The sequence below is a fragment of the Psychrobacillus vulpis genome (genome assembly GCF_006861825.1).
GTDB lineage: Bacteria > Bacillota > Bacilli > Bacillales_A > Planococcaceae > Psychrobacillus > Psychrobacillus vulpis.
In genome coordinates this window covers 81,612-105,356 of record NZ_VDGI01000002.1, presented here as the reverse complement: position 1 = coordinate 105,356, position 23,745 = coordinate 81,612, and the positions used below count along the sequence as shown (strand labels likewise).

The 23,745-nt window shown below is 36.3% G+C and carries 22 protein-coding genes; 4 read left to right on the top strand and 18 right to left on the bottom strand.

Annotated elements, in window-relative coordinates; genetic code table 11:
• From FG384_RS03060 to FG384_RS03010, 11 genes are all read right to left on the bottom strand, one after another.
• Positions 1-2,175 carry an NAD-dependent epimerase/dehydratase family protein gene (locus FG384_RS03060; RefSeq protein ID WP_142641093.1) on the bottom strand — a complete coding sequence of 725 codons (2,175 nt, stop codon included), beginning with the start codon at positions 2,173-2,175 and terminating at the stop codon, positions 1-3.
• Between the two features lie 41 nt (positions 2,176-2,216).
• Complete coding sequence (locus tag FG384_RS03055; RefSeq protein WP_166462361.1) at positions 2,217-3,560, bottom strand: right-handed parallel beta-helix repeat-containing protein; 1,344 nt, start codon at positions 3,558-3,560, stop codon at positions 2,217-2,219.
• A 975-nt stretch (positions 3,561-4,535) separates the two neighbouring features.
• Positions 4,536-5,450 (bottom strand): DMT family transporter, encoded by a 915-nt coding sequence (locus tag FG384_RS03050; RefSeq protein ID WP_142641091.1) that lies wholly within the window; start codon positions 5,448-5,450, stop codon positions 4,536-4,538.
• A gap of 16 nt (positions 5,451-5,466) precedes the next feature.
• Positions 5,467-6,912 (bottom strand): sodium/pantothenate symporter, encoded by a 1,446-nt coding sequence (gene panF, locus FG384_RS03045; RefSeq protein ID WP_142641090.1) that lies wholly within the window; start codon positions 6,910-6,912, stop codon positions 5,467-5,469.
• The gene (locus FG384_RS03040; protein ID WP_142641089.1) at positions 6,909-7,175 is read right to left on the bottom strand and encodes a YhdT family protein; all 267 of its coding nucleotides are present in this window, start codon (positions 7,173-7,175) and stop codon (positions 6,909-6,911) included. The genes panF and FG384_RS03040 overlap by 4 nt, the downstream gene beginning before the upstream one ends.
• A 161-nt stretch (positions 7,176-7,336) precedes the next feature.
• Positions 7,337-8,641 (bottom strand): efflux RND transporter periplasmic adaptor subunit, encoded by a 1,305-nt coding sequence (locus tag FG384_RS03035; RefSeq protein WP_142641088.1) that lies wholly within the window; start codon positions 8,639-8,641, stop codon positions 7,337-7,339.
• On the bottom strand, positions 8,638-9,315 hold the full coding sequence (locus FG384_RS03030; RefSeq protein ID WP_142641087.1) for a hypothetical protein: 678 nt from the start codon (positions 9,313-9,315) through the stop codon (positions 8,638-8,640). Before FG384_RS03030 ends, FG384_RS03035 begins: the two co-directional genes overlap by 4 nt.
• A gap of 15 nt (positions 9,316-9,330) precedes the next feature.
• Positions 9,331-10,707 carry a S41 family peptidase gene (locus tag FG384_RS03025; RefSeq protein ID WP_240793331.1) on the bottom strand — a complete coding sequence of 459 codons (1,377 nt, stop codon included), beginning with the start codon at positions 10,705-10,707 and terminating at the stop codon, positions 9,331-9,333.
• A gap of 226 nt (positions 10,708-10,933) precedes the next feature.
• Positions 10,934-11,746: a flagellin N-terminal helical domain-containing protein gene (locus FG384_RS03020; protein WP_142641086.1), complete on the bottom strand. Its 813-nt coding sequence runs from the start codon at positions 11,744-11,746 to the stop codon at positions 10,934-10,936.
• 389 nt (positions 11,747-12,135) lie between these two features.
• The gene (locus FG384_RS03015) at positions 12,136-12,594 is read right to left on the bottom strand and encodes a transcriptional regulator (RefSeq protein WP_142641085.1); all 459 of its coding nucleotides are present in this window, start codon (positions 12,592-12,594) and stop codon (positions 12,136-12,138) included.
• A 133-nt stretch (positions 12,595-12,727) separates the two neighbouring features.
• A complete protein-coding gene (locus FG384_RS03010; protein ID WP_142641084.1) occupies positions 12,728-13,105 on the bottom strand; it encodes a hypothetical protein in 378 nt (125 codons plus the stop codon).
• A 167-nt stretch (positions 13,106-13,272) separates the two neighbouring features.
• Between FG384_RS03010 and FG384_RS03005 the strand changes: the two genes are divergently transcribed.
• From FG384_RS03005 to FG384_RS02995, 3 genes are all read left to right on the top strand, one after another.
• The gene (locus tag FG384_RS03005) at positions 13,273-13,665 is read left to right on the top strand and encodes a helix-turn-helix domain-containing protein (RefSeq protein ID WP_142641083.1); all 393 of its coding nucleotides are present in this window, start codon (positions 13,273-13,275) and stop codon (positions 13,663-13,665) included.
• A gap of 164 nt (positions 13,666-13,829) precedes the next feature.
• Positions 13,830-15,410 carry a hypothetical protein gene (locus FG384_RS03000; RefSeq protein ID WP_142641082.1) on the top strand — a complete coding sequence of 527 codons (1,581 nt, stop codon included), beginning with the start codon at positions 13,830-13,832 and terminating at the stop codon, positions 15,408-15,410.
• Positions 15,407-18,118, top strand: coding sequence for a DEAD/DEAH box helicase (locus FG384_RS02995; RefSeq protein ID WP_142641081.1), 2,712 nt, complete (start codon positions 15,407-15,409; stop codon positions 18,116-18,118). The genes FG384_RS03000 and FG384_RS02995 overlap by 4 nt, the downstream gene beginning before the upstream one ends.
• A gap of 109 nt (positions 18,119-18,227) precedes the next feature.
• Here the strand turns inward: FG384_RS02995 and FG384_RS02990 are convergent, their stop codons facing one another.
• A complete protein-coding gene (locus FG384_RS02990; RefSeq protein ID WP_142641080.1) occupies positions 18,228-18,626 on the bottom strand; it encodes a single-stranded DNA-binding protein in 399 nt (132 codons plus the stop codon).
• Between the two features lie 270 nt (positions 18,627-18,896).
• Between FG384_RS02990 and FG384_RS02985 the strand changes: the two genes are divergently transcribed.
• Positions 18,897-19,334: a YwpF family protein gene (locus FG384_RS02985; protein ID WP_142641079.1), complete on the top strand. Its 438-nt coding sequence runs from the start codon at positions 18,897-18,899 to the stop codon at positions 19,332-19,334.
• Positions 19,335-19,382: 48 nt separating this feature from the next.
• On the opposite strand, the gene FG384_RS02980 is transcribed toward FG384_RS02985, so the two are convergent.
• The 6 genes from FG384_RS02980 to mreB form a co-directional block, all read right to left on the bottom strand.
• Positions 19,383-19,775, bottom strand: coding sequence for a hypothetical protein (locus tag FG384_RS02980; protein WP_142641078.1), 393 nt, complete (start codon positions 19,773-19,775; stop codon positions 19,383-19,385).
• A 163-nt stretch (positions 19,776-19,938) separates the two neighbouring features.
• Positions 19,939-20,379 (bottom strand): 3-hydroxyacyl-ACP dehydratase FabZ, encoded by a 441-nt coding sequence (gene fabZ / locus FG384_RS02975; protein ID WP_142641077.1) that lies wholly within the window; start codon positions 20,377-20,379, stop codon positions 19,939-19,941.
• Between the two features lie 21 nt (positions 20,380-20,400).
• Positions 20,401-20,661, bottom strand: coding sequence for a DNA-directed RNA polymerase subunit beta (locus tag FG384_RS02970; protein WP_142641076.1), 261 nt, complete (start codon positions 20,659-20,661; stop codon positions 20,401-20,403).
• A 26-nt stretch (positions 20,662-20,687) separates the two neighbouring features.
• Positions 20,688-21,527, bottom strand: a complete 840-nt coding sequence (locus FG384_RS02965; protein WP_142641075.1) for a flagellar hook-basal body protein — start codon at positions 21,525-21,527, stop codon at positions 20,688-20,690.
• Between the two features lie 70 nt (positions 21,528-21,597).
• Complete coding sequence (locus FG384_RS02960; RefSeq protein ID WP_142641074.1) at positions 21,598-22,434, bottom strand: flagellar hook-basal body protein; 837 nt, start codon at positions 22,432-22,434, stop codon at positions 21,598-21,600.
• Between the two features lie 213 nt (positions 22,435-22,647).
• Positions 22,648-23,640, bottom strand: coding sequence for a rod shape-determining protein (gene mreB / locus FG384_RS02955; protein ID WP_142641073.1), 993 nt, complete (start codon positions 23,638-23,640; stop codon positions 22,648-22,650).
• Positions 23,641-23,745 lie beyond the last annotated feature (105 nt).

Below are 23,745 nucleotides of genomic sequence, written 5' to 3'. Positions count from 1 at the left end.
TTATATCTCTCCTTCTAACAACTTGAAATTAATTCCTTTTTCTTTAAATCTAGATAAAACAACTTCTCCATCATTTCTTGTTGTGTTGGATAAGAGAACTAAGATGTTGTCTTTTTTACTTTGTCCTATATAATCCGTTTCTCGCAAAAGTCCTGAAATCACTCTAGAATATTCAGCAATCGATTTCCCTTCAAAAAGGCCTTCTAATAATAAGAAAGGAGTTTTATGCATTTCTTTCGCTTCTTTTTTACTAGATAGAATTTCTTCAAACACGCTGTACTTCAGAATATTGGTGTTTGGAATATATCGATTCATTTCAGTTGCTTCAATATAACTGAATGCTCTTCCTAAAGCAGACTCAACTAAATCTGCTGTTACTTTAAAAAGATTTTCATGATAAAGTGAAAATTTCTCAAAATCAAGGTCGTTTATTGTAATAATTGCTGCAACTTTATTATCATGATAAATTGGGGCTGCCATTAAAGGTATATCGGAAAGTAATTGTTTATTAACAAATACTTTTCCATCTTTTAATATATTTTGAACATATTTCACTTCATCAACTTTAAGTGAGTTGATACTAGACATGTCTGGTTTATTTGAATTAGCTATTAACCTTAAAAATGAGTTATTTTTATTTAAAATATAAATGGAGACGTTTTTTACATTCATTATCGTTTGTACAACGTTAACTGTACTTGTAAATACTTTTTCAGGCTCTAGTCCTTCTAATTCCTTCAAGATTGAATGGATTTTTCCAAAACTATCTCCACTGTTTAGCATTCGTAACTGTAACTCTTCCTTTACTTCTCTCACTTCCGCATAGACTCCATTTAAAAAGTCATATCGTTTATCCAATTCTTCTATTTTGATCTTTTGCTCTTTAAGCATATTATTTTTTCGTTGTATTGAGTAACCTACAACTAAACCAACAAATAAAAAGAGAGCAATTTGGAAAAAGAAAGTAGTATCATATAATAAAGAAATAATTTCGCGACCTTCAAATAGTTTTTCAGCAACAAGTAACCACACGGATAATCCTACTGCAATAATTGATTGTCGATTCCCATAAATGACCCCTATTATCATGATGTAAAATATACCTACATCAATCGTATCTAACATACTTACCTGATTCGTTAATATCAGCCAGCTGATAAATGAAAATACTAATAAGTTTTCAATATAAGGTTGAATTTTTTTATAAATAACGGTGGTCTTACTCTTTGATGGAGTAATTGTAACGGCACTTTCTTTACTAGCTTGATTTGTAATTGTCCAATTATACGTACGCTCTAAACCTTCATCCAAATCATACATGGGACTCCAATCAAGCTCGTCCTTCACCTTTTGGTTACTTAATACAGATTTATAGATATCCCCTACTCTACCTGACTTGTAATTTGTTTGAATATCCCCATGAATATTTTTCATTTTATCTATAACATGATTAATACTGTACTCCGTATTGGTGGATAAATTGTAAATTCCCTCTATATTAGAATTAGAAGCTCTAAAGATAGCATCTGCAACATCTTCCACATAGATAAAATCCCTCGTTTGTTCTCCATCCCCAAACAGATCTATTGGTTCGTTGTTAATGATTCTATCCAAGAAGATAGATATTACCCCACCTTCTCCATCATTATTTTGTCTAGGTCCATATACATTGGAGAAACGAAAACATACACTCTCAAAGTCGTGTATTTCTTTCCACTTATTGCAATATTCTTCCCCTATCCATTTACTAATTCCATATGGAGAAATCGGTTTAATAATTTCATCTTCTTTTAATGGAATGACTTCATTTACACCGTAAACAGCCGCTGAGGAAGCAAAAATAAATTTCTTTACTTGATACTTCTGAGAAAGCGTTATGATGTTAACAAGGCCAACAACATTTGCTTCTATATCTTCTCTCGGATTTACGATCGATTTTGCAACACTAACTTGTGCAGCTAGATGAACGACTACATCAAAGTGATATGACTTAAAGATCTCCTCGCATTTTGGATCCTCTACTGATAGTTTGTAATTTTTATGTTTAAATGAGATATTTTCTTTTTTCCCTGTTGAAAAATTGTCTATAATAAATACTTCATAGCCTTCTTTGTAATATCTATCGGCTATATGAGATCCAATAAAACCGTACCCGCCTGTAATTAATACTCTCATTTACTTTCCCTTCCTATCCCCATCAATTTTACTATTTTCTTCTAATCGTCATCTTTTTCATTGAATATATTTTTAATTTTAGTTGTAATTCTTTTAGTAAGTGAAGGCTGCTTTTCAAATGCATAAATACTATTATTAATAAATAAATTACTATTTTCATTTGGATCATTTTGTTGAATAATATTTTTTTTATTTTTGCTGTAAATAACGTTATTAATAAATTGATTTTCTGAGGCATTCCATTGAACTGTTATTTCGCCATACCCTTCCTTTAATTGATCATTAAAGCTAAGAATATTATTTGTTACTACATTTTTATAAGCTCCACCATTTGAAACACTTGCTCCACCAATAATTATTCCCGCACCATTATTGTTGTAAACAACATTATTTTTTGCAGAGATATAGCTTGTTTGTTTTCCATAGTTTTCGCTTGCCAATTCAATCCCAAAATCATTGTTATAAATGAAATTGTTTTTAATCTCTATATTTGTTGAACCATCGGCGTATATTCCTGCTGCTGAATGACTACCCCTATATACAGGATTCTTTCCAGAGCTGTTATCGTAAACCTTGTTATAAGAAATAGTTCCATTTCTCACTTGATCAAGACAATTCGTTTCACATGCATCATAAAATCCTGCTACATCAATTCCTATATTATTGTTATGGTGTATACTGTTTCGCGAAATAGTAAAACCATCAATATTTCCGCTAAGTGTAAGTGATTCACTACTACCTAGCGTTAAGTGATGTATGTTATTATTTTCAATCTTTATATCACTCATTTTTTGTGATGAATTACCATAGAAAAGAATTCCGTGTGCATTACCTTTTTTAGACATATTTTTTATATGATGAACATGATTGTTCAGTAGCTGTATATTACTTCCACCCTCACTTACAAGGATGCCCGTTGGATATTTCTTAGAATCATCTGTACTTAGGTTTCTGATTTCAAAACCTTTAAGAATAATATAGTGAGTGTTTTCTAAATGAAATAAGGCTCTATTTCCACTCTTTATTGTAAGATTTTCGCCTTCTAGCACCGGAATTTCTCCTGGAAATGCTTTAAATGAAATATAGCCTTCCTCTTTAGAACCAGAATTTGTTATACTTACAAATTCAGCGTAAGTGCCCCCTCGAACATAAACAGTGTCCCCTGGTTTTAAACTATCCGCTGCTTTTTGGATTGTTCTCCAAGGAGCGTCTATCGTTCCATCGTAAGAATCACTTCCATTATTTGATACATAGAATATACTCTTATCTAAATTTGCTGCATCCGTATGTTGTGAAAATGCTAAAAATGCAAATGTACTAAATAGAAATGCTTTTATAACATTCTTTATATATATGTAAGACAATAAATTTCCTTTTACATTCAATTCAAGCAACCTGCTTTCATATGTTTTGCTACTCTTACAATTGAAAAATTAACCATTGATATTATTTGTCGGTATTAAAATGATAATTTCATTTTTTTTGCCAATACATTATCAAGGACTTTTTACACATAAATAGTTATCCAATCAACTATATTATTATTATAATGATACTTAAGTCATTATAACATTGAAGAATGTTAATGGTTTATATAAAATAATTATATACTTTTTCCAAATAATAGTCTTTAAATAGTATTTTGTATATATAAATTTTTCACTCAATTCGAAAAATGCGCAAGCATCCTCTAAGTGCATCTTCTCTTCATCGTTTCTAGCATGCTTTGGACAGTATGTCGGCCATCTTATTACCGGATAAGTTTTAAGAGGGACAGGAAGTAGCAAGCCACTTCCTGTCCCTCTTTTTCGGTAATCCTATAGCTGTCGTTTGTCCTTCGCCCGCTTGAAACGGTTATAGTCAGGTGACTTTTGCTTTAGGTTAATGAAAGAATAGATACTATCTACATGGAGAGCAGCGCCCGAAGATACAATTTCGTGCGCTCTTCGCTTCTCAATTTTAGTTGCTGCTTTTTTTTCAACTATTAATGCCATAAAACATATGAACAAAAACGAGGATGGTATGAAATTAGTACTTTGATAGGAACTATTTACGGCATCCTTTTTTATATAAGAGAATTTAGCGTGGCGTATGAGACTACTGCGGGAAAGCGAGGAGGGCACTAATAAAGTCCTTCTAATCAGCTTTGTCAGATGGAGTTGTACAATACCTCAGTAGATTAGAAAATCGTTGAAACGGCTCCCTTTCCGCGGGCGTTGCCTTAGCCTCCTCGCTCGCTGCGGGGCCTTCGGCTAACGCTATTCCCGCAGGAGTGTCGCCTTTTTCAACGATTTTCTAGAAATGAAAAGACTGTAAAATTCAATTAATGAATTTTACAGTCGTATATTATTGTTTGATTCCTAAGATATCTTGGACTTTTGTCTTTTTTTCCACATGTCTTCTGCTGCTCCTGAACCAAGTATTACGCCAGCTACAATAAGGAATAGGCCGATGAAGTGACGGATGTTCAGAATCTCACTTAAGAAAATAGCAGAAAGAAGCATCGAGAATAATGGATTTAAGTTCATAAATATTGCTGCTTTTGTTGCTCCCGCTTTGCCTACTGCGTAATTATACATAAGGTGACCAATCGCTGTACAAATGATGGCTGATGCTAAAAATAGCCCCCAAAAGTATGGCGTTGTTTCCCCAAACTTAGAAAATCCTCCTGGCTCTTGTACAAAACTGATCGCAATTAGCACAGGTGCACCTACTAGCATCATGTATGCTGTTAGAAGTCTTGGATCGAGCGTTTTTGCTGCTTTACTGACGACCATATAACTTAGTACTTGCGCTAGAATAGCGAGTAATACATAGAAATCACCAATATTTGCTCCATTAGATTCTCCACCACCTACTAAGATGGACACGCTCACTCCCGCAAGACCTAGTAATAATCCAAGCCACTGGATTCGCGTTGGAAAGTATTTTAATATAATGGCCGCAGAAATCGCCGTTAGCATTGGCCCTGTTCCTAAAATGAGTCCTCCATGTGTCCCACTAGTAATAGAAAGTCCGATATTTAGAAAATAGTGATGTGCCACCACATTGGTAAGCGCTCCTAATAATATGTATTTCCATTCCTGCTTTGTTGGCTTCCGAAGTAGTTTCATTTGCCATAATATCAACAGTACAACAAAGCCAGATGAGAGAACTCGAAATGCAGTGAGTGTAACTGGGGGAACGATGGTAACTAAATATTTTAGTATGGGTAGGTTGGCTCCCCAAACGAACATGACGAACACAAGCATTAAGTAAATATTCCATTGTTTCATCCGAGGAACTCCTTTATTAAAATACGTATTTTGTTTTTTTGATTAATAAACTAAATGCTACATATGCAAAAAGAGATAAAATGACTGGCACAACTACAGTGTGCACGCCGAATAGATTACCATATGATTGGTTATAAAAGTGTAACGCAATATAGGAAATAATTCCAGTAAACATTGATGCAATTGCACCGTATTTATTGCCATAAGACCAGTACAGACCTAACACAACAGGCCAAATAAATGCAGCTTCTAATCCTCCAAATGCAAATAAATTTAAGAAAATTAGTAAGTCAGGAGGATTTAATGCTAATAAAAAGACAATCGATCCTAGAAGAGTTGTTACTCCAAAACTCATCCGTTTCACTGTTTTCTCGCTTGCATTCGGTTTCATATAATTGATATACACGTCCTTCACGATGGAAGAGCTGACTAAAATAAGTAATGAATCCACTGTCGACATAATTGCCGCAAGTGGTGCAGCCAAAACAATTCCTGCTAGCCAAGCCGGTAGAACCTTTAGTGCAACTAGAGGAATAACTGTGTCCGCGACTTCCACACCTGGTAAGATAGGACGAGCAAATATACCAATGAGATGCATATTTAGCATAATAAAACCTGTAACAATCGTTCCGATTACAAGCGCTCGGTGCATAGATCGAGTATTCTTATACGACATTGCACGCACCGCCATTTGCGGAAGCCCGACAACCCCTACCCCAACAAGTATCCAAAAAGATGAGACATATGCTGCGGATAAATTTCCTTCATTGCCGTATGGCGTCACAAGCTTTGGATTTTCAGCAAGCAAATCTTGCATAATATTCGGTACGCCACCACCTGCAATAATAACCGCGATCAGTAATATGAGGGTCCCAACAACCATGACCCCACCTTGTACAGCATCTGTCACCGCAACTGCACGGAATCCACCAATTACTACATAAACAAGAACTGATACAGCAAAAATAAATAATGCAGTAGTATATTTCATACCGGTTAATGATTCGATTAAACGGCCACCACCAACCCACTGAGCCGTCATAGCAGAAAATAAGAAGATAATCATACTAATAGCGGCTAGCAATACAACCGCTGTGCTGTTATATCGCACTTTCAAGAAGTCAATTAACGTAATGGCGTTGTAGCGACGAGCTAAAATAGCAAACTTCTTTCCTAAAATAAGGAGTACAAAATAACCTGTAACGACTTGCGTCATCGCAAGCAGAACCCAACCGAATCCCATCGTATAAGCAGTTCCAGGTCCTCCTAGAAAACTTGATGCACTTCCATACGTAGCCACCATCGTCATCGCAAGTACAAAACCACCAAGTTCTCGTCCACCTAAAAAATACTCTTGTAGGAATCCACCTGTGGACGTCTCTAGCTTTTTACTCGACCAAAAGCCGATAAAAAAGATGATCCCAAGAAAGATAATCATTGGGATGATAACTTGAATATTCATACCTCATCCCCCTCATCTTCAAAAGAAACATCCTTTAATATAAATTTGGCCAGTATAATAACCGTAACTGCCACTAAAATAAATCCAACAATACAGCTATAGAAAAACCAGGAAGGGAAACCGAGTATATACGTATATTCCTCTACTGGTCGAGAGCCAAGTCCATACGCAAATCCGAACCACCAAAGAAAGTGAACGACTGCAAGTCCAACACCAATAAGTGCCTCCCGATGAGCGATTTTAAATCTAGGATCCATATGCATCCTCCCCTGCACTAAATAATTATTCACTTCAGTATAACAAAGTTAAAATCATTACAGAAGTGTTACTGGTGCCTGGCACCCAAACAAACACGAAAAACGTGAAAAACGTGTTAAACATGAAATTCATGAAAAACATGAAAAATAAAACAATCGTGAAAGTTTTAGTTTTCACGATTGTTTGAATTGACATGAATGTTTGGGTGCCAGGCACCAGATAGAGAATATTTCATATAGTCTTTCCAACTAACTGCTTTGATGCTGTTCCATGTTGGGAGATCTAACGGGAATGGCAGGAACGCAAGTGAATTGTCTTTTTTAGGTTCGGCATTTAGTACGACACTTTCCTGTTTTATTCCTTCTGACAAAATGGCGTATTGATTCAATTCGAACGGAACCGTAATCGGTGCGCGAACGATTCGTCCCTCATTCGTTAGTGTGTATACTTCTGCTTGCTGTTCATTTCGTTCAAGTAGCCATTTCGATTTTACGCGTACAGCATTTTCTACTTCATTCGTCGTAATGACCGAATTTGTATTTGCTGCATACGGCAGTTTTTCTAGTTGATCGTCTAATTGAATACGAACTTCGTATAAAGGTACTTGCTCATCATTTCCAAAATGTTTGTACGCTTTTAGCCAATCCGTTTCGTTCGCTGGCACTTCCGTTTTCGTCGAGACGGTTCCTTCAGCAACACCTTTTTGATGAGTTGAATAGTTCTTTACTTTTTGACCTTCTTTTAACTCATGCCATTCAACTTCATTTGCGAAAGTGACGACTGATTTTTCATTCGAATAAAGTTGAATGAAATATTTACCGTTTCGTTCCTCAATGTTCGCCACATTTCCATCAATTGGACTTAGTAAAGCTAAGGCTCTTGTTTCTTGACCAAGTTGCGTGCTTACGATTTGTAATTTTCGTTCCACTTCCGCTAGTTTTTGCTCAGCTTCGGCAATAGCTTGAGCATAATTTCCATCCTGAGCAACATTTACATCTACTTGAACATTGACGTCGATGACATCATCTGTAGTGTTTCCTGTAGTGGAACCACTACTAGATGAAGTAGATTCCGCTCCTGCACGCTCCGATTGGAGTGAACCGATAATTTGCTGTAGCTGGGATTGTTCCTGCGAGTACGCTTGTTGCTCAGCTTCCCAAAGTTCACGCTGTTTATCGGCAGCATCAGATTTTAATTGGGCAAGTTCTATTCCTTTTTGCACGGTATCTCCAGGCACAATATTAAACTCACTCACTGCCTCTACATCAATCGTTACAATCATTTCTTGTGAGGGGACAACGACTGATTCTTTCTCAAGCTGTTGTGCATACGTGTTTTCAAAAACACGGTCGTATTCATTCACATAATACGATCTAGTAATGATACTTTTATTTGTGAACAATAGAATTGAGTTTATTGCAATAAATGTCGATATGACAATAGAAATACAAATTGTTAGCCATTTATTCATGCCGGTTGTCCCCCTTCAAACCATGTTTCTAATGGGAGTACATACATTCCTGCTGTTATTAGTGCGAGAATGATTTGAATTGCTATTAATAGGCTTAGTAGCTTACCCGTTGACATCGTTGTAAATGTACGCAGGAATTGAAATTGAATTGCAATGATTAGTCCCGTTACGATTGTTAATTGATTAAAGAAATAAATAATAAATTCATTGTTTAAGTAAGTTGCTGCAAGTGGACCAAACGATAAAATTGAAAAATCAGTCGCATAGCCCACAATTGCATACATGAAAAAGATAAGTGCTTTTTCCATTAATAGTAACGCAACAACAAATAATTGCAGAACTGCTACTTTGGACAGTTCCACGTTAATAATTTTATGTAAAAGAAAGGCAATTCCAAAAAAATGAAACGCCATATATAGTATGGATGCAATAACTGCTCCTATTAATGAAGTGATTCTTGCCACCGTATACGTGTCTTCAAAGCCATTTACAAATATGGATGTGAGTGCTTCCGTATGCATCCCCCAAATATCTCGAAGTGCAAAAAGAAGTACTCCCAAAAATGCTACGATGACGACTCTCTTTTCAAAACCCCGCATCGTAGCTTCCTTCAATGAATCCATTAAGTTACCTTGGTGAAAAAGGTATTTCCAAAATCGAAAATCAAAAAACATTTTAGTGTTCCCCCTCTATGGTTGAACAGTTACTTCCACATAAGCACCGTTTTTCATCATCATTCCATTTTGTGATTGGAAAGTTGGATGAATGAGTAGTAAATAGGCTGCTTCTTTTTCTAAAGGTGCATTTGGTGTAACTACGAATTGCTTCTGCGATTTTTGTTTGATAGTAACAGGAATGCTGTTCGTTTCGCCTAGCTTTACTAATTCAACCTTTTGCTGCTTATTGTCTACTACGGCATTTGAAAATGTAACTGTAAATTCCTTGGTTGTTGGCACATTTTGTAGTGCGGACAATTTTTGATATTTATTCGTTCCGACAATTGTATCTAAATGTGCTTTAGTCAGTTCCTCGCCTATTTCTGTCACTACGTTTGGCTTGACCCCTGTTTTATTGATTATTGTTCCTTTTGGGCCAGTAAAATTTGCAATTGTTAACTTTAAATAGGATCCATCAGACAAATTGTAGAAAGTTTGCATGGAGCCCTTTCCGTACGTTTTTTGTCCATATAAAGTCGCTGATTTTTGGTCAAGTAAAGCTGCTGCAGTCATTTCAGAAGCACTTGCACTGTAGCCATTTACGAGTATTTTTGTGTTTTTTGGAAATGAAGAAGACTGTTTTACAGACTTTACTAAACCTGATTGGTCTCTCGTTTGAAGACGATAAGCATATGGGCTATTTGGAAATAAACCAATCAGCTCTTCAGCTGTATGGACGTAACCCCCACCATTATTTCTTAAGTCAAGTATAAATGAAGTTGCCCCCTGCTTTTGAAGGTCTTCCTTTGCTGACTTAACTAAAGTCGCCCCATCTTCTGAAAATGAATTAATCGAAATATAGCCCGTGTTTCCATATAGAAGTTGTTTTGTTACAACTGGTACATGAAACTTCTTGCGTGTTAACTCGTAAGTTTCTTTCTGATTCGTTGTTTTTAATACTTCCAATTTTACAGACGTACCTTCTTTGCCTGTTATAAGGGAGGACGCTTGCTGAACGGACATGTTTTCAGTAGAGACGCCGTCTACCGAAAGAATAATATCTCCTGGTGCAATTCCAGCACTGATCGCTGCTCCGCCTTCGAACGTATTGACAATTTGAATACCATTTTTGTGTTCTTCAATCACAATGCCAATTCCAGTAGTCGTATTATCAATTGAATTTGTGTAAGCTTCAAATTCTTCTTTTGTAAAATAAGTAGAATATGGATCTAGTAGTTCAATAATCCCATCGATGGAAGTGATATTTTGCAAGTCGGCAGGAATCTCCCCTTTGTAATCCTCGCTCACAATTTTTTTCACTTCATCTAGAGTCGACCCAAATGCAGAAACTGGAACAGCAAAAATGCTAAACATCATCACCAATAAAGCTAAAACCGAAAACTTCTTCATTACAATTCCCCCTTAAAACACATATAAACCTATCATAACCGAAAAACTACCAATCTGCCGATTTTTTCATAGTGCATGTTACAGAAATGTTACTGGTGCCAGGCACCAGTAACACATTTGTAATACTATGAGATTGGCTCGAAGATAGATGCAATAAGAAAAACAATCGTGAAGTTGATGTTCACGATTGTTTTTTTATTTGTACGTATGTTTTTCAAACATCCAATTACTTCAATAGTTGTAGGATGGATTGTGCTTGTTGCATATGCATGCTTAAAACGTATTGGCTTGCTTGCATTATAATATTGGCTTTCGTAAGAGCCATCATTTCTTTTGCAATGTCCGCATCTCGTATTCGTGATTCAGCCGCAATTAAGTTTTCTTCCATGTTGACTGCATTATTGTATGCATGCTCTAGACGATTAGAATACGCACCCATTCTAGCTCGTTCACTGGATACTTTATTAATAGCTTTATCTAGTTCACCAATTGCTTTTTCTGCATCTTCTCTTGTCAAAATTGATAAACTATCTAGACCGAGTGCTGCTGATCCCATGTCACCAAAGGTTAGTTCAATAGACTGACCTGCATTTGCCCCAGCTTGAATTTTCACAGAGTTTTGGGAACCGTCTAGTAATTTTTTTGTATTGAACTCTGTATCTTTTGAGATTCGGTTGATTTCTTTTTTCAATTCTTCAAATTCTATAGTTATTAGTTTTCGATCATTGTCTGTTAATGTACCATTTGCTGCTTCTACGCTAAGCTCTCGCATGCGCTGTAAGATAGAGTGCGTTTCATTCAATGCGCCTTCCGCAGTTTGCACGAGTGATATTCCATCTTGAATATTTCGAGCAGCCTGTCCCAAACCACGAATTTGCGCACGCATCTTCTCGGAAATGGCAAGTCCTGCTGGATCATCTGCTGCACGATTGATACGATAACCTGAGGTAATTCTCTCCATTGATTTATTCGCAATAGCCCACTGTGCATTCATATTTCGAATTATGGATAAACCGGTTGAATTCCATTTTCCAAGCATCTATATCATCTCCTAGTACAGTTTTACTATTAATATCGACTTACTTTTTTATCTTTACATAAATTTGTTACAAAAGTATTACAGGTGCCTGGCACCATTTTGAATAATTTTGGGGAATTTTGCTGATACTAGATGAAACTTTTCATATACTTGTCCGACTTATTCATAAATCGTGGTATTTCCCGGGAAATTTACAAGATAGGAGTGATATAGCGCATGAAAATCGACAAGCTACTAGGATTTAATTGGGGGGATATTTTGTTTGGAGTACTTGGTTCAAGTGGCTTTATTTTATTCCTCTACTTATTTACATCTTTTTTTAACCTATAGCACGTAAAAACACCCTTCGAAATTTCTTTTCGTTAGGTGTTTTTAGTTATTAAATAATATCAAAACAGACATCCTCCATTTAAATTCTTATATTGTAGAAGCTCTTTAAATAGTGATTCATTTTTATTACACAATGCATAATCAATCATTCGTTCATAATTTACTTGTTCTAATTGGTGGATGATTTCTTCTGTTCCATCAATTAGTGATTGGGGTGAATCTTTTAATTCGGTTGTTTCAATAATCGATTGTAAATGAATATGAATATCCGAAACTAGTAAAAGCTGATAAAGAGGTAATCGAATAAACCGATTTCCTTTTTGGAAAACAAATACTTCCGCTAAATTTTCTACTTGTAATGTTTTAGCATTAACAATGATTTCTTTTCCTTCTACTGGAATAAAATGAAATAGTTCATCGTCTTTTCGAATGGAAAAATATTGATAAGCAAATACTAATTTTATCCTTCCATCTTCTTGCTTTGTATAAAATGGTTTCATTAATTGAACAAGCAACATCGCAACCCCTCCTTTTATTTTGAATTTTCTGATTAATATTATTTTATCACATTTACGAAATTTCGTGTAGTGTATACATTCAAAAAAAAAGCGAACACCTTTATGTATTCGCTTTACAAATTTATGTTATTCATCAACGTATTTTAATCTTTTGTGGTCTATTTTTGCCAGACGAATACAGAAGAAAAGCTACTTCCTTTGGACTGTATCTAACCGCAAAGGTTTGAAATACTTTCTGAAGTATGACTGATTTTGGTAGAGTACCTTTACTTTCTAAATAAAATGAAAGTGTTTTAGAACGAAAATCTAGTTGTAAATCGTGAATCGTAAAATCTTCTGCTACTATTTGATTAATATGTGTCGCTTCTTGCGTTGGATATCCAATAAAATACTTGATATTACTTGTTTTAACACCAACGATTGATACTTCTTCTAGTTTCAATATAGTATTGTAATCTACAATATCCAATAAAGAAGGTATATAAAACTGAATTTTATCTACGATAATCACTTCCTTTCTATTTTTTATTTCCTAATATTTTCATAAATGTGATAGGATGTATATTCCTATATACAACAAAGTTCGACTATATACTTAAAAATCGCTATTTTGGCGATAAAAATATTACTTATGTAGTTATTCGATATTGTTGTCACATTGATGAGGGAGGTAGTCATATGCCTTTTTATGAACATATTCGTGCATATCGAGAGCAATTAGAGATCACACAAATCGAGGCAGCGAATCGTTTGGGTATTGACCATTCTGTTTTGTCTAAATATGAGTTAGGTAAGCTTGCAATTCCACTCGATTTGCTACCAGAGATTAGAAGGGTCTATGCTATTCCTAAAGATATTTTTATTGGTATGCTAGAGGATAAGCGTATTAGAAGTAAAAATCCTGGAGCAGAGGCAAAAAAAAGCAGATCGCAATATGCTGGGGAGTTTCAAAGCGAGTACTTGTCAAATATGATTGAGTTAAAAGAATTTCGCAATTTTATTAGTTATTTATCTTCTCTAGATGAGAAAACTATGAAAAAACTCCTTGTAAATGCAACAAAAAGGAAGTAAAGCTTTTGCAATAGCAATGGCTTATTTTATATTAAAATATTGGCAAGCGACATTTGAAAGCAAACAAACATATGTTTTTTCGAAAGGTTTCGAGCTGTGCCTTTAAATCGCCACCATTTAAACGTATAATGGAAGGAAATCCTTTTTTCTTAGGAGAGATTCGTTTGAACCTTACATCTTATCAAAAACTAGCAGCGCATTATAAACAGTATATTGATCAGTCGATGCAAACGATTGAAAAGAAGTTCCACCCTGCTATTTTAGAGGATGAGGAGCTTATTCGACGTGCAGCATTTTTTGTGCGCAATGGCGCAGTATCAATAACTAATTATTATCCCCAAGAGCATCGCATTGATTTTATCGTTCGGGATGTCAGTAATATAGAAGTTTCGTACAATATTTTGACAGATACTTTCCATTGCCCTTGCCCTACGCATAAGCCGTGTCGACATATTGTTGCGACGGTTTTTTATTTGTACCAACAATATGAATCCTTATCTACTTGGATTTCAAATTGGCGCTCAACGGCGGATCAAACTCAAATGAAATTACTTAGAGATGAGCGTAGTCCAAGAAGCTGGGATATACTAATAGAAAACTTCTTCCGTAAGTTTGTTTCTAATTATCCACCTACAAGCTTTTATCTTTTAGAGTTTGCAATACATGATTTACAAACCCAAATTCGGAAATCTCGTCCGTTTGAACGTGAATGGCAACCTATTTTTGATGTGTATGTAAATTTTTCAATACTCATGAAATGTTGGCCATATTTAGAACCATTTGCAGAATCGAATATGCGGAATCGTGTGTTTCATTTTCTAGATGAATATGTTGCTGAGTTAGATGATCAGTTAGCACAACTTGCTTCCAAGCCAAGATTATTTGCCGCAGATACGTTTTATGATGAAATGATGAAACGTGTTCGACATTTCTATTTTGAAATGGAGACACTTTTAAATTATAGGAAGCAAATTTATCTATCTTTTTGGGATGCCCTTGTGACCGATAAAGCGACTCGTGAAAATGAAGTTGCCTATTTAAAAACGCTTGAGAAGACTGAAGATGATGTTCCGTTAAATATGGTGCTCCCTTATTTTTATCTCACGCTGTCTATGACAGACGAATTATTAAAAGCTGCGGACCAACTAGAAAGAGAACAGCTTTTAGAATGGATTGAAGTTTGTGAAAAAGCACTTCATTCTACTAATAAAGAAATGGTTAGTCAGCTTGCACGTAAATTATTACCCCATATTTCGTACTATTTAAATGAAGTTGCCCAAACACCATCCAGGGTAATGCTCATTCGTAGATTGGAAATGCTATTTGATACGATTCAGTTAAAATCGGAAGAGCTGGAAGAATTGTACCAATCATTTGGGCTGTATGGAATTCAGTCATACTCCCATTTATTAATAAAAGAAAAACGATATCGAGACTGGATGGCATTGCATCAGTCAGCATATTCGTCATTGGAATATGCAGAAGCTTGTGGACTTCCGATTGTAAAAGAAGAAGCACCAGAAGTTTTACTTCCGCTTTACCATCATTACGCAATGCGATTTATTCTGGAAAAAAATCGGTATAGCTATAAACAGGCAGTTCGGATTTGGAAAAAAATGAAACAGATTGCTAAAAAAACGAATGATACAGATCATTGGAATGATTACGTAGAAACTGTTCGTGAAAAATATCGACGTATGCGCGCGTTACAACAAGAAATAGAGAAAGGAAACTTGCCGTTATGACTCAACCTTTGTCTATTACAAAAGTACTTCCATTAATAATAAATAGTACAGATGCAGGAAGCTTTCGCTTAATCTCAGTTGGGACACCTGCAGAACAATGGGTGCCTAGTTTATATATAGACCACCGCGAAAGTTTTTACGGTCTGCTCGCTCAAATAGAAGAAAATGCATTAATCGCAACTCCCGTAGAAATGATGGAACTATTTTCAGGAGCTCCACATCCTTTCATTTCATTCACTGGTGCTAATATAGATTCTGAAAACTGGTTAAGTACATTTAAAGAAGCTGCTGCCGTCTGGTCTAACGCTGATTTATGGAGTCTTTTAAAACTAGACGATAACACAATTCAAGTAGATGCTCCTTTAGATGAAAACGGGAAAGCTATTGTAGCGAATGCTGTTAAACAAAAGTTATTTCAATCAGGGCTTACAATGGAAGATGCTGTTTCGCTTGTTCCATTTTTTAAACAAGGTGGATGGCCAATAAAATCTCAAGCTACTCACCCGAGTTTATTAGTCGCATTAAGGCTATCCGAACCAGAAGAATTCGAGGATACATGGTTGTTAGAAACTGTCGTTCGTGGTAAGAAAAGCAGTGTATACTGGACTCCGGCTTTCCGAAAAAAGTCTTTGCCAATAATGGAGGCATTACCAGACAAATGGAATGAATTTGGTGATTATATTACCGAAACTCAAGCGAAAATGTTCTCGCTTATTTCTTCTGTCGATCATATAAATCCCAATGCATTCTTCTCCGCTACACTAATGGATGAGGAAGTTCGAGTTTTTCTTCGGGACGACTTAGTGAAATTACAGGCGCTTGGGTTCGAAGTAGTCCTTCCCGCTTGGTTAAAAGCAGTTAAAGAAACAAAAATGCGTGTCAAAACAATTGCCCAAACGTCCAATACGTATAAAACTACTGCAGGACTTAATGAAATATTAAAGTTTGACTGGAGTTTCTCATTGAATGGGCAAGAGATATCTTCAGAAGACTTTCAACGGCTAGTAAACGAAAATCGTTCCTATATACAAGCAGGAAATGAGTGGTTCCGAATAGATGCTGCCTGGATGCATGAAATTCGAGAATTAATGAAGAAATCCGAAGATGAAAACTGGACGGTTAAGGAGCTACTTTTCAGAGAGATTCCCGAAGAAATTGCACTAGCTTTAGATGATGAAGAATCTTCCAATGAAGATCCATTATTTCAATTTGAACTTCAAAAATCACTTCAAACACTGATGGAGCAATTATCGGAGAAAAAAGGATTTCCTGCTGTGGAAGTTTCACCGAATTTATTGACATCACTGCGTCCTTATCAACAGCTAGGTCTCGAGTGGCTAGTATTTATGAGAAATGAAAAATTTGGAGCATGCTTAGCAGATGATATGGGACTTGGGAAGACAGTCCAATTAATTTCTTATTTACTACATGTACATGAAAAGGAGCCGCAGTTAACTCCATCGCTTATCATATGCCCTACTTCTGTCCTTGGAAATTGGCAAAAAGAACTAGCAAAATTCGCACCATCTTTAAAGGTACAGACGCATTATGGATCTGCTCGTACGAAAGAAATCGATCAAACTGCAGATGTTGTCATTACAACTTTCGGTACTGCAATGCAAGATATTGAATCACTGGAAGAAGTTGAGTGGTCTAGTATTACGTTAGATGAAGCTCAGAATATTAAAAATATGCATACGAAACAATCTCGTGCAATACGGAAGCTATCAGGTGCGCATCATATAGCTTTAACTGGTACTCCTGTTGAAAACAGATTATCAGAGCTATGGTCTATTTTTGATTTTATTCATAAAGGCTACCTAGGTTCATTTAATAAGTTTCAAGAGAAATATATTGTCCCGATTGAGCGTGATAACTCGGATTCTTATAAGCATAAATTGCGCATTAAGATTCAGCCTTTCTTATTGAGAAGAACAAAACAAGATCCAGAGTTACTTCTCAACTTACCAGAGAAATTAGAGCAACGTGAATACTGTGCATTGACGACTGAACAAGCTGCACTGTATGAATCGCTCATCCAAGAAACAGTAAGTAAACTTGATACACTTTCCGGATTTGAGAAAAAAGGTCTTATCTTGAAAATGCTTAGTAAGTTAAAGCAGCTTTGTAATCATCCTGCCCTCTATTTGAAAGAGCCATTTGATGATGCGGAAGATATGCTGGAGCGTTCTGAGAAACTAGCTCGTATTGTCTCACTCGCAGGTGAGATTGCCTCACGTGGAGAGCAATGCTTGATATTCACGCAATATATTGGGATGGGACATTTACTACAGCATTGTCTAACCGAAATATATGATATTGATGCTCCTTTTTTAACAGGCAGCATGCCGAAAAATCAGCGTGATCATTTAGTCGAAGCCTTCCAAGCAAAGGAGTTCCCTATTTTCCTTTTATCATTAAAGGCTGGTGGAACTGGATTAAACTTAACAGCTGCAAGTCATGTGTTGCATGCCGATCGTTGGTGGAATCCAGCGGTAGAAAACCAAGCAACAGACCGAGCATATCGAATTGGGCAAACCAACTTTGTCCATGTCCATAAATTCATCACAATTGGTACCATTGAAGAAAAAATTGATAAGTTGCTTGTCGAAAAACAAGCGTTGTCAGAGGAATTAATCCATTCTAGTCAGTGGATTACCGAAATGTCTGATACCGACATAAAGGATCTGTTAAAGTTGGAGATTTGATTGGTTATATTTGCTCTTCCGTAGTAAATAATATATAAAGAACTGGCCGTGCTTCTTCGGCCAGTTTTTCTCTTTTATCAGCGGTTTATTTTTGCGGTCTAGTAAATAATTAAACTGGTAGTTGATTTGAATGTGTTGCTGGAAATTCGAAATCTGTTTCCATTTTCTTTTCGTGTCCTTGTTGCTGTTCTTCCTCTTCCCGTTTCTTTGTTACTAAAAATCGGATATCCTCCACACCTACTTCTGTCACGAATACTCTTGTTCCATCATTTTTTTCGTAAGATCTTGTATTTAGCCTACCTGTAATCCCGACAAGTGAGCCTTTCCCACAATACTTCACGGTAGTTTCAGCGATCTTTCCCCAAATTGTGCACAGCACAAAGTCCGCTTCGTCCGTTTTATATCCTTTGTTAACTGCAACTACAAAACTTGTTTGCACTCTCCCTTCAGATAAATATTTGAGCTGTGGAGCTTTTGTCATTCGTCCGATTATCGAAACAGTGTTCACTTTTTCACCACCTTCCCTTTCATTGGCTTTATCATAAGGCCAATTTTAATTGATAGCAAAAGTCCATAATTTCATTTTGGAGCATATTTAGTATGCAAAATAAAAATTTGACTTCTGAAATTAAAGTAAACCCATCTAAATTCATGTTCCTAAAAATCCAAAATATAATTTTGGCATTTCCGCTATTAATTTTACTGTTAATAGACGCTTCCAAATTTCTAGTTATGCTATAATGATGGTGAATCAACTCCTTTAGAAGGGTGAATACAGATGAAAACTTTTAAAATGATTTCGATTGATATTATTCGTGAAGATGAGATTTATCCAATTTCTATTGAAGATGGGATTATTATAAATCAAGAAAATACTAGTCGATCTTGGATATTGGAGCTTTTTATTAAACAAAAATACGAAGACTTTTTCAAAGAATTTCAATCGACTAATGAATTAGTAAATGCCAAAGTAATTATTTCTTACCCAGAAAATGAACCCGCCCATTTTGAAGTAGCAACTTACTCCGTCAAGAAAATTGGTGAGCATATTTCCGTATTGCTTAAAGGGACTTTGAAACGTCAAAGAAGGAAGTACGCAGAGTCACTGCTTGCAGAATTGATAGAAGATGGTTTAAGTGGCGATGAACTATTGTCTAAATTCGAACATGGAATGAAAACAAGGCCTTCTTTAAAAAATGATAAAACACCACATTAAAAGAGGTTGACTCTATATCCCGAGTCAACCTCTTTCATTTAGAAAAAATTATTTTTTAATTATTACATCTTCTTTAATAATTTCTTCTTTTGTGTTCGCTGGTCCATTCATGATGTTACCATCATTGGGAACAATGTCATCTTGTACTTTCGGTTGAGCATCTTCTATACCATCATAAACACCATTGTTATCGTTGACGCCATTATTAACCCCATTGTTATCGTTAACGCCATTAAAACCATCGTTAGTATTATCGTACATACCCTCTTCATTTGTTGGCGATGGTGTATTCACTCCCGGATCCGGCATGATCTCATCTACTCCTTGACGAAGATCTTGCATTGGGGTCTCGTTATTGGAAGGAATCGTGTCATCCGTATTATTACATCCGACTAATAAAAGAGAACACAATGCCACAGTAGGAATGGCTTTTTTCCACATAAAAAAAATTCCTCCTTTCTTAGTTATCTTATCTTCATCACACTAATGTGACTTACGATAGGTTGTCCAAGAAAAGAAGGAAGTATCCTATGGCAATAATGCCTGTTTTTTCATTTGAAAAATGAATGAAGCATATTCAACTTTCTTTAAGTGAATACTACGATTATACACTCTCTACTACTGGTCCTAATGCAAAAAGAATGTCTGCTTCGCAAACAAGCTCTCCATCTACAGTAGCAATACCGTGACCTTTACCCATTGCACCACGTAACTTAACCAGTTCTACTTCCAGTCTTAATTGATCACCTGGCTTAACTTGACGTTTAAAGCGACAGTTGTCAATTCCTGTAAAGAAAGCAAGTCTTCCTTTATTTTCTGGAATTTGTAAAACTGCAACTGCTCCAACTTGTGCAAGAGCTTCTACTATCAATACTCCAGGCATTACTGGGTATCCTGGGAAATGCCCATTAAAAAAGTCTTCATTTATCGTTACATTTTTTAGCCCAACTGCTCGTTTTCCTTCTTCTAATTCTAATATACGATCAATCATTAAGAACGGATAACGATGAGGTAAAATTGCTTGTACTTGTTCTGTTGTTAACATTCATTTTCCTCCGTTCTTTTCCTATTTACCATCTTTTATATCTAAAATATGTTGATACGTTTCCCATTTGAGTGCATCTGCTGGTGTTCCATTACCGAGAACTCCATAGCCAACCATTAGTCCGCCCGCAGCTGCTCCACCAAAAAGAACAATGACTAATAGTATACGCAGCCAAATAGGGAACATACGGATTTGCACCCAATAAGTTTGCTTCGCCTCAACTTCTTTTGCTTTATCTAGTTTTCGTTGTCGTCTGCCAGAAATATTAACTTCTTCTGTCATAAACTTAACTCCTTATTGAGGAAATATTATCTAATCCCATTAATAAGACCCATCATTTGGTCTGCAATTGTAATGGATCGAGCATTGAACTGATAAGAACGTTGCGCTCCCATTAGATCAGTCATTTCCTTTGACATGTTTACATTAGATGTTTCCAGTACTTGATTTGTTAATGCAATTTGATCGCGTCCTGCACCTTGAAGGTTTGTCATAACGTCTTGTGCATTAACACCTAATTCTGCTAAATTATTTGGCAAAGCAATATACGTTTCAGATAGATGTTCCATCAGCTGTGGTTTTTGCAAAACGGAAACCGCTAATTCTCTTTGTACAGTAGATCCATCTGAATAATTTGCAGTTAATATCCCTCTTTCGTTTACAGAAAAGCTGGAAGCATTATCTGGAATCGTAATGGCTTGACCATTTGCATCAGCAACAGGGTATCCGTCGCCAGTAACTAACATAAGATTACCATTCTCCAAAGGTGAAACATAGAAAGCACCTTGACGAGTGTAAGCTGTTTTTTGCCCATTTTCACCATCTGGCATTAGAACATTAAAGTATTGTTTTGGCTCTTGAAAAGCAAAATCTAAGTCACGTCCAGTAGATTGCAAGCTTCCTTGCTTCCAGTTCATGGTTGTCTGCGCAAGAGCTGCTCCAACACCATATCGAATTCCTGTTGGAGATTGACGATCTACTTTATCTAGCTTATCGTTATTAAATTGTTGATAAAGTAACTCTTGAAACTTTACTTCTTTCGCTTTATAGCCATGTGTACCAGAGTTCGCAAGATTGTTTCCGATAATATCCAATTGGCTCTGTAGCTGCGACATTGTATTTGTTGCTGTAATCATTGTTCGTAACATTTCAGTGAACCTCCTCGCTAATCGTCACTTGCATTTCAGCTAGTTAGCGTCAGCTATTTTTATGATTAATTCACACGCGTCCTACTTCATTCACTGCCTTTTGCATGCTTTGATCGTATGCTTGTAATACTTTTTGGTTTGCTTCAAATGCACGGTAAGCTGTTAGAAGGTCGGTCATTGTTCTTGCTGAATCTACATTAGAACGTTCAATAAAACCTTGTCGCATGGAGAAGCTAACATTTCCTGCATTATACGCGGAAGGTAAGTTAGTACCATCGACTGTTTTAAATAACCCATTATCTTGTTTTATTAACGTTTCAGGCTGTGCTGAAAATGAAACACCAATTTGTGCTACAGCAGCATTATCGACATAAATTTGCCCGTTATCGGCTACTTGGAAATCATCATTTGGAAGCAAAATGCGCTGTCCATTCGAATCAAGGACGTATAACCCTTGCGGATTTGTTAAATACCCTTCCGCGTCTAATGTAAAGCTACCATTACGTGTATACGCTTCACCTTCTACTGGGTGCTGCAATCGATAAAATATTGCTCCTGTTTGTCCAGTTTGTGCATCAACAGGCAATGCACCATCGATTAAAGCAATATCAGTATTTAACTCCGTTTCTTGAAGTTGTCCTTGTTGCAATAATGGAATGGTTTCTTGCATATAAATTCCTGTCCCTAATGCTCCAACACCTGTTGCATACTTTCCATTCACAGGATCTTTCGTAGGAATACTTGATGGGCCAAGACGAGATAAAAACATTTCTGGAAATGATCTAATTACTGATTGTTCTGCTTTGTAACCAGGTGTGTTTGCATTTGCCATATTATTTGTAAGTAATTCCGTTCTACGTTGTTGTGCAATCATTCCAGATGCAACTGTATGAAATCCACGATACATAAGAAGGCCTCCACTCTCTTTTTATCCATTGATGCGGTGTCTCCCGCTTTTCTATCTGTCCAGCTGCAGTGCCTTGCTCCTGCGCACAGCTCGTCGCAGAAGAACGTTGCCCCTCGGGGTCAAATGGTTAATTTCTCCGGTGGCTGAAGAACTGCCTCCTCGAAATTCCCCATTTGCCTGTCGGGGCATACATAGGCACTTCCGCTTTTCTATTTATCTTCTTGAGATTCTATCAATGTTATCCAACATGATGCCAGTTCCAACTGCTACACAGTCCATTGGGTTTTCGGCTACCAATACTGGTACTTTCAGCTCTTCTACTAGAAGATGATCCATACCATGCAGTAGTGCTCCCCCACCTGTAATAATAACTCCACGATCAATAATATCTGCTGATAATTCTGGAGGAGTTTTTTCGAGTACATTTTTTGCAGCTTGTACAATTACGGAAACTGATTCGCGTAATGCTTTTTCTACTTCTTCCGAACGGATAGTAATAGTTCTAGGGAGACCCGTGACCATATCACGTCCACGAATATCCATTTCTTCATGACGACTTTCTGGGAACACCGTACCGATAGTAATCTTAATACTTTCTGCTGTACGTTCACCGATTAAAAGCTTATACTCTTTTTTAATATACTGAAGGATGTCATTATCAAATACATCTCCAGCAATTTTAATAGATTCTGAAGTAACAATATCACCCATAGAAAGTACTGCTACATCAGTTGTACCTCCTCCGATATCGACAACCATATTACCACTAGGTTGGAATATATCCATACCTGCCCCTATTGCTGCAACTTTTGGTTCCTCTTCTAAATACACTTTTTTGCCGCCAGACTTTTCTGCTGCTTCACGTATTGCTTTTTGCTCTACACTAGTAATGTTTGTAGGACAACAAATTAAAATTCGAGGTTTCGATAGAAATCCTTTTACGTTTAATTTGTTAATAAAATGCTTTAACATTGCTTCTGTTACATCAAAATCAGCAATAACACCATCTTTCAGAGGTCGAATTGCCACAATATTACCCGGTGTTCTACCAACCATTTGACGAGCTTCTTCTCCAACAGCAAGCACTCTATTAGTACTTTTGTCTATTGCAACAACGGAAGGTTCGTTCAAGACGATCCCTTTACCTTTTACATGAATTAATACATTTGCAGTACCTAAATCGATTCCTATATCCTTCGCAAACATTAACAGTGTTTCTCCTTCCCTGTTAAACCATTTAATATGTATTTTTTCGATATGTCTCTAACTTATAATTTTAGCATAGTTTTGTCATAAATACACTTTTTTTTA

Bases quoted from the DNA above. Each gene is read 5' to 3' on its own strand.
- panF (WP_142641090.1), bottom strand. From the start codon at position 6,912: ATGAATATTCAAGTTATCATCCCAATGATTATCTTTCTTGGGATCATC.
- FG384_RS03035 (WP_142641088.1), bottom strand. From the start codon at position 8,641: ATGAATAAATGGCTAACAATTTGTATTTCTATTGTCATATCGACATTT.
- FG384_RS03020 (WP_142641086.1), bottom strand. From the start codon at position 11,746: ATGCTTGGAAAATGGAATTCAACCGGTTTATCCATAATTCGAAATATG.
- FG384_RS02980 (WP_142641078.1), bottom strand. From the start codon at position 19,775: ATGTGGAAAAAAGCCATTCCTACTGTGGCATTGTGTTCTCTTTTATTA.
- mreB (WP_142641073.1), bottom strand. From the start codon at position 23,640: ATGTTTGCGAAGGATATAGGAATCGATTTAGGTACTGCAAATGTATTA.
- FG384_RS03025 (WP_240793331.1), bottom strand. From the start codon at position 10,707: ATGAAGAAGTTTTCGGTTTTAGCTTTATTGGTGATGATGTTTAGCATT.
- FG384_RS03015 (WP_142641085.1), bottom strand. From the start codon at position 12,594: ATGTTGCTTGTTCAATTAATGAAACCATTTTATACAAAGCAAGAAGAT.
- FG384_RS03060 (WP_142641093.1), bottom strand. From the start codon at position 2,175: ATGAGAGTATTAATTACAGGCGGGTACGGTTTTATTGGATCTCATATA.
- FG384_RS02970 (WP_142641076.1), bottom strand. From the start codon at position 20,661: ATGACAGAAGAAGTTAATATTTCTGGCAGACGACAACGAAAACTAGAT.
- FG384_RS03050 (WP_142641091.1), bottom strand. From the start codon at position 5,450: ATGAAACAATGGAATATTTACTTAATGCTTGTGTTCGTCATGTTCGTT.
- FG384_RS03030 (WP_142641087.1), bottom strand. From the start codon at position 9,315: ATGTTTTTTGATTTTCGATTTTGGAAATACCTTTTTCACCAAGGTAAC.
- FG384_RS02995 (WP_142641081.1), top strand. From the start codon at position 15,407: ATGACTCAACCTTTGTCTATTACAAAAGTACTTCCATTAATAATAAAT.
- FG384_RS03005 (WP_142641083.1), top strand. From the start codon at position 13,273: ATGCCTTTTTATGAACATATTCGTGCATATCGAGAGCAATTAGAGATC.
- FG384_RS02960 (WP_142641074.1), bottom strand. From the start codon at position 22,434: ATGTATCGTGGATTTCATACAGTTGCATCTGGAATGATTGCACAACAA.
- FG384_RS03040 (WP_142641089.1), bottom strand. From the start codon at position 7,175: ATGCATATGGATCCTAGATTTAAAATCGCTCATCGGGAGGCACTTATT.
- FG384_RS02965 (WP_142641075.1), bottom strand. From the start codon at position 21,527: ATGTTACGAACAATGATTACAGCAACAAATACAATGTCGCAGCTACAG.
- fabZ (WP_142641077.1), bottom strand. From the start codon at position 20,379: ATGTTAACAACAGAACAAGTACAAGCAATTTTACCTCATCGTTATCCG.
- FG384_RS02985 (WP_142641079.1), top strand. From the start codon at position 18,897: ATGAAAACTTTTAAAATGATTTCGATTGATATTATTCGTGAAGATGAG.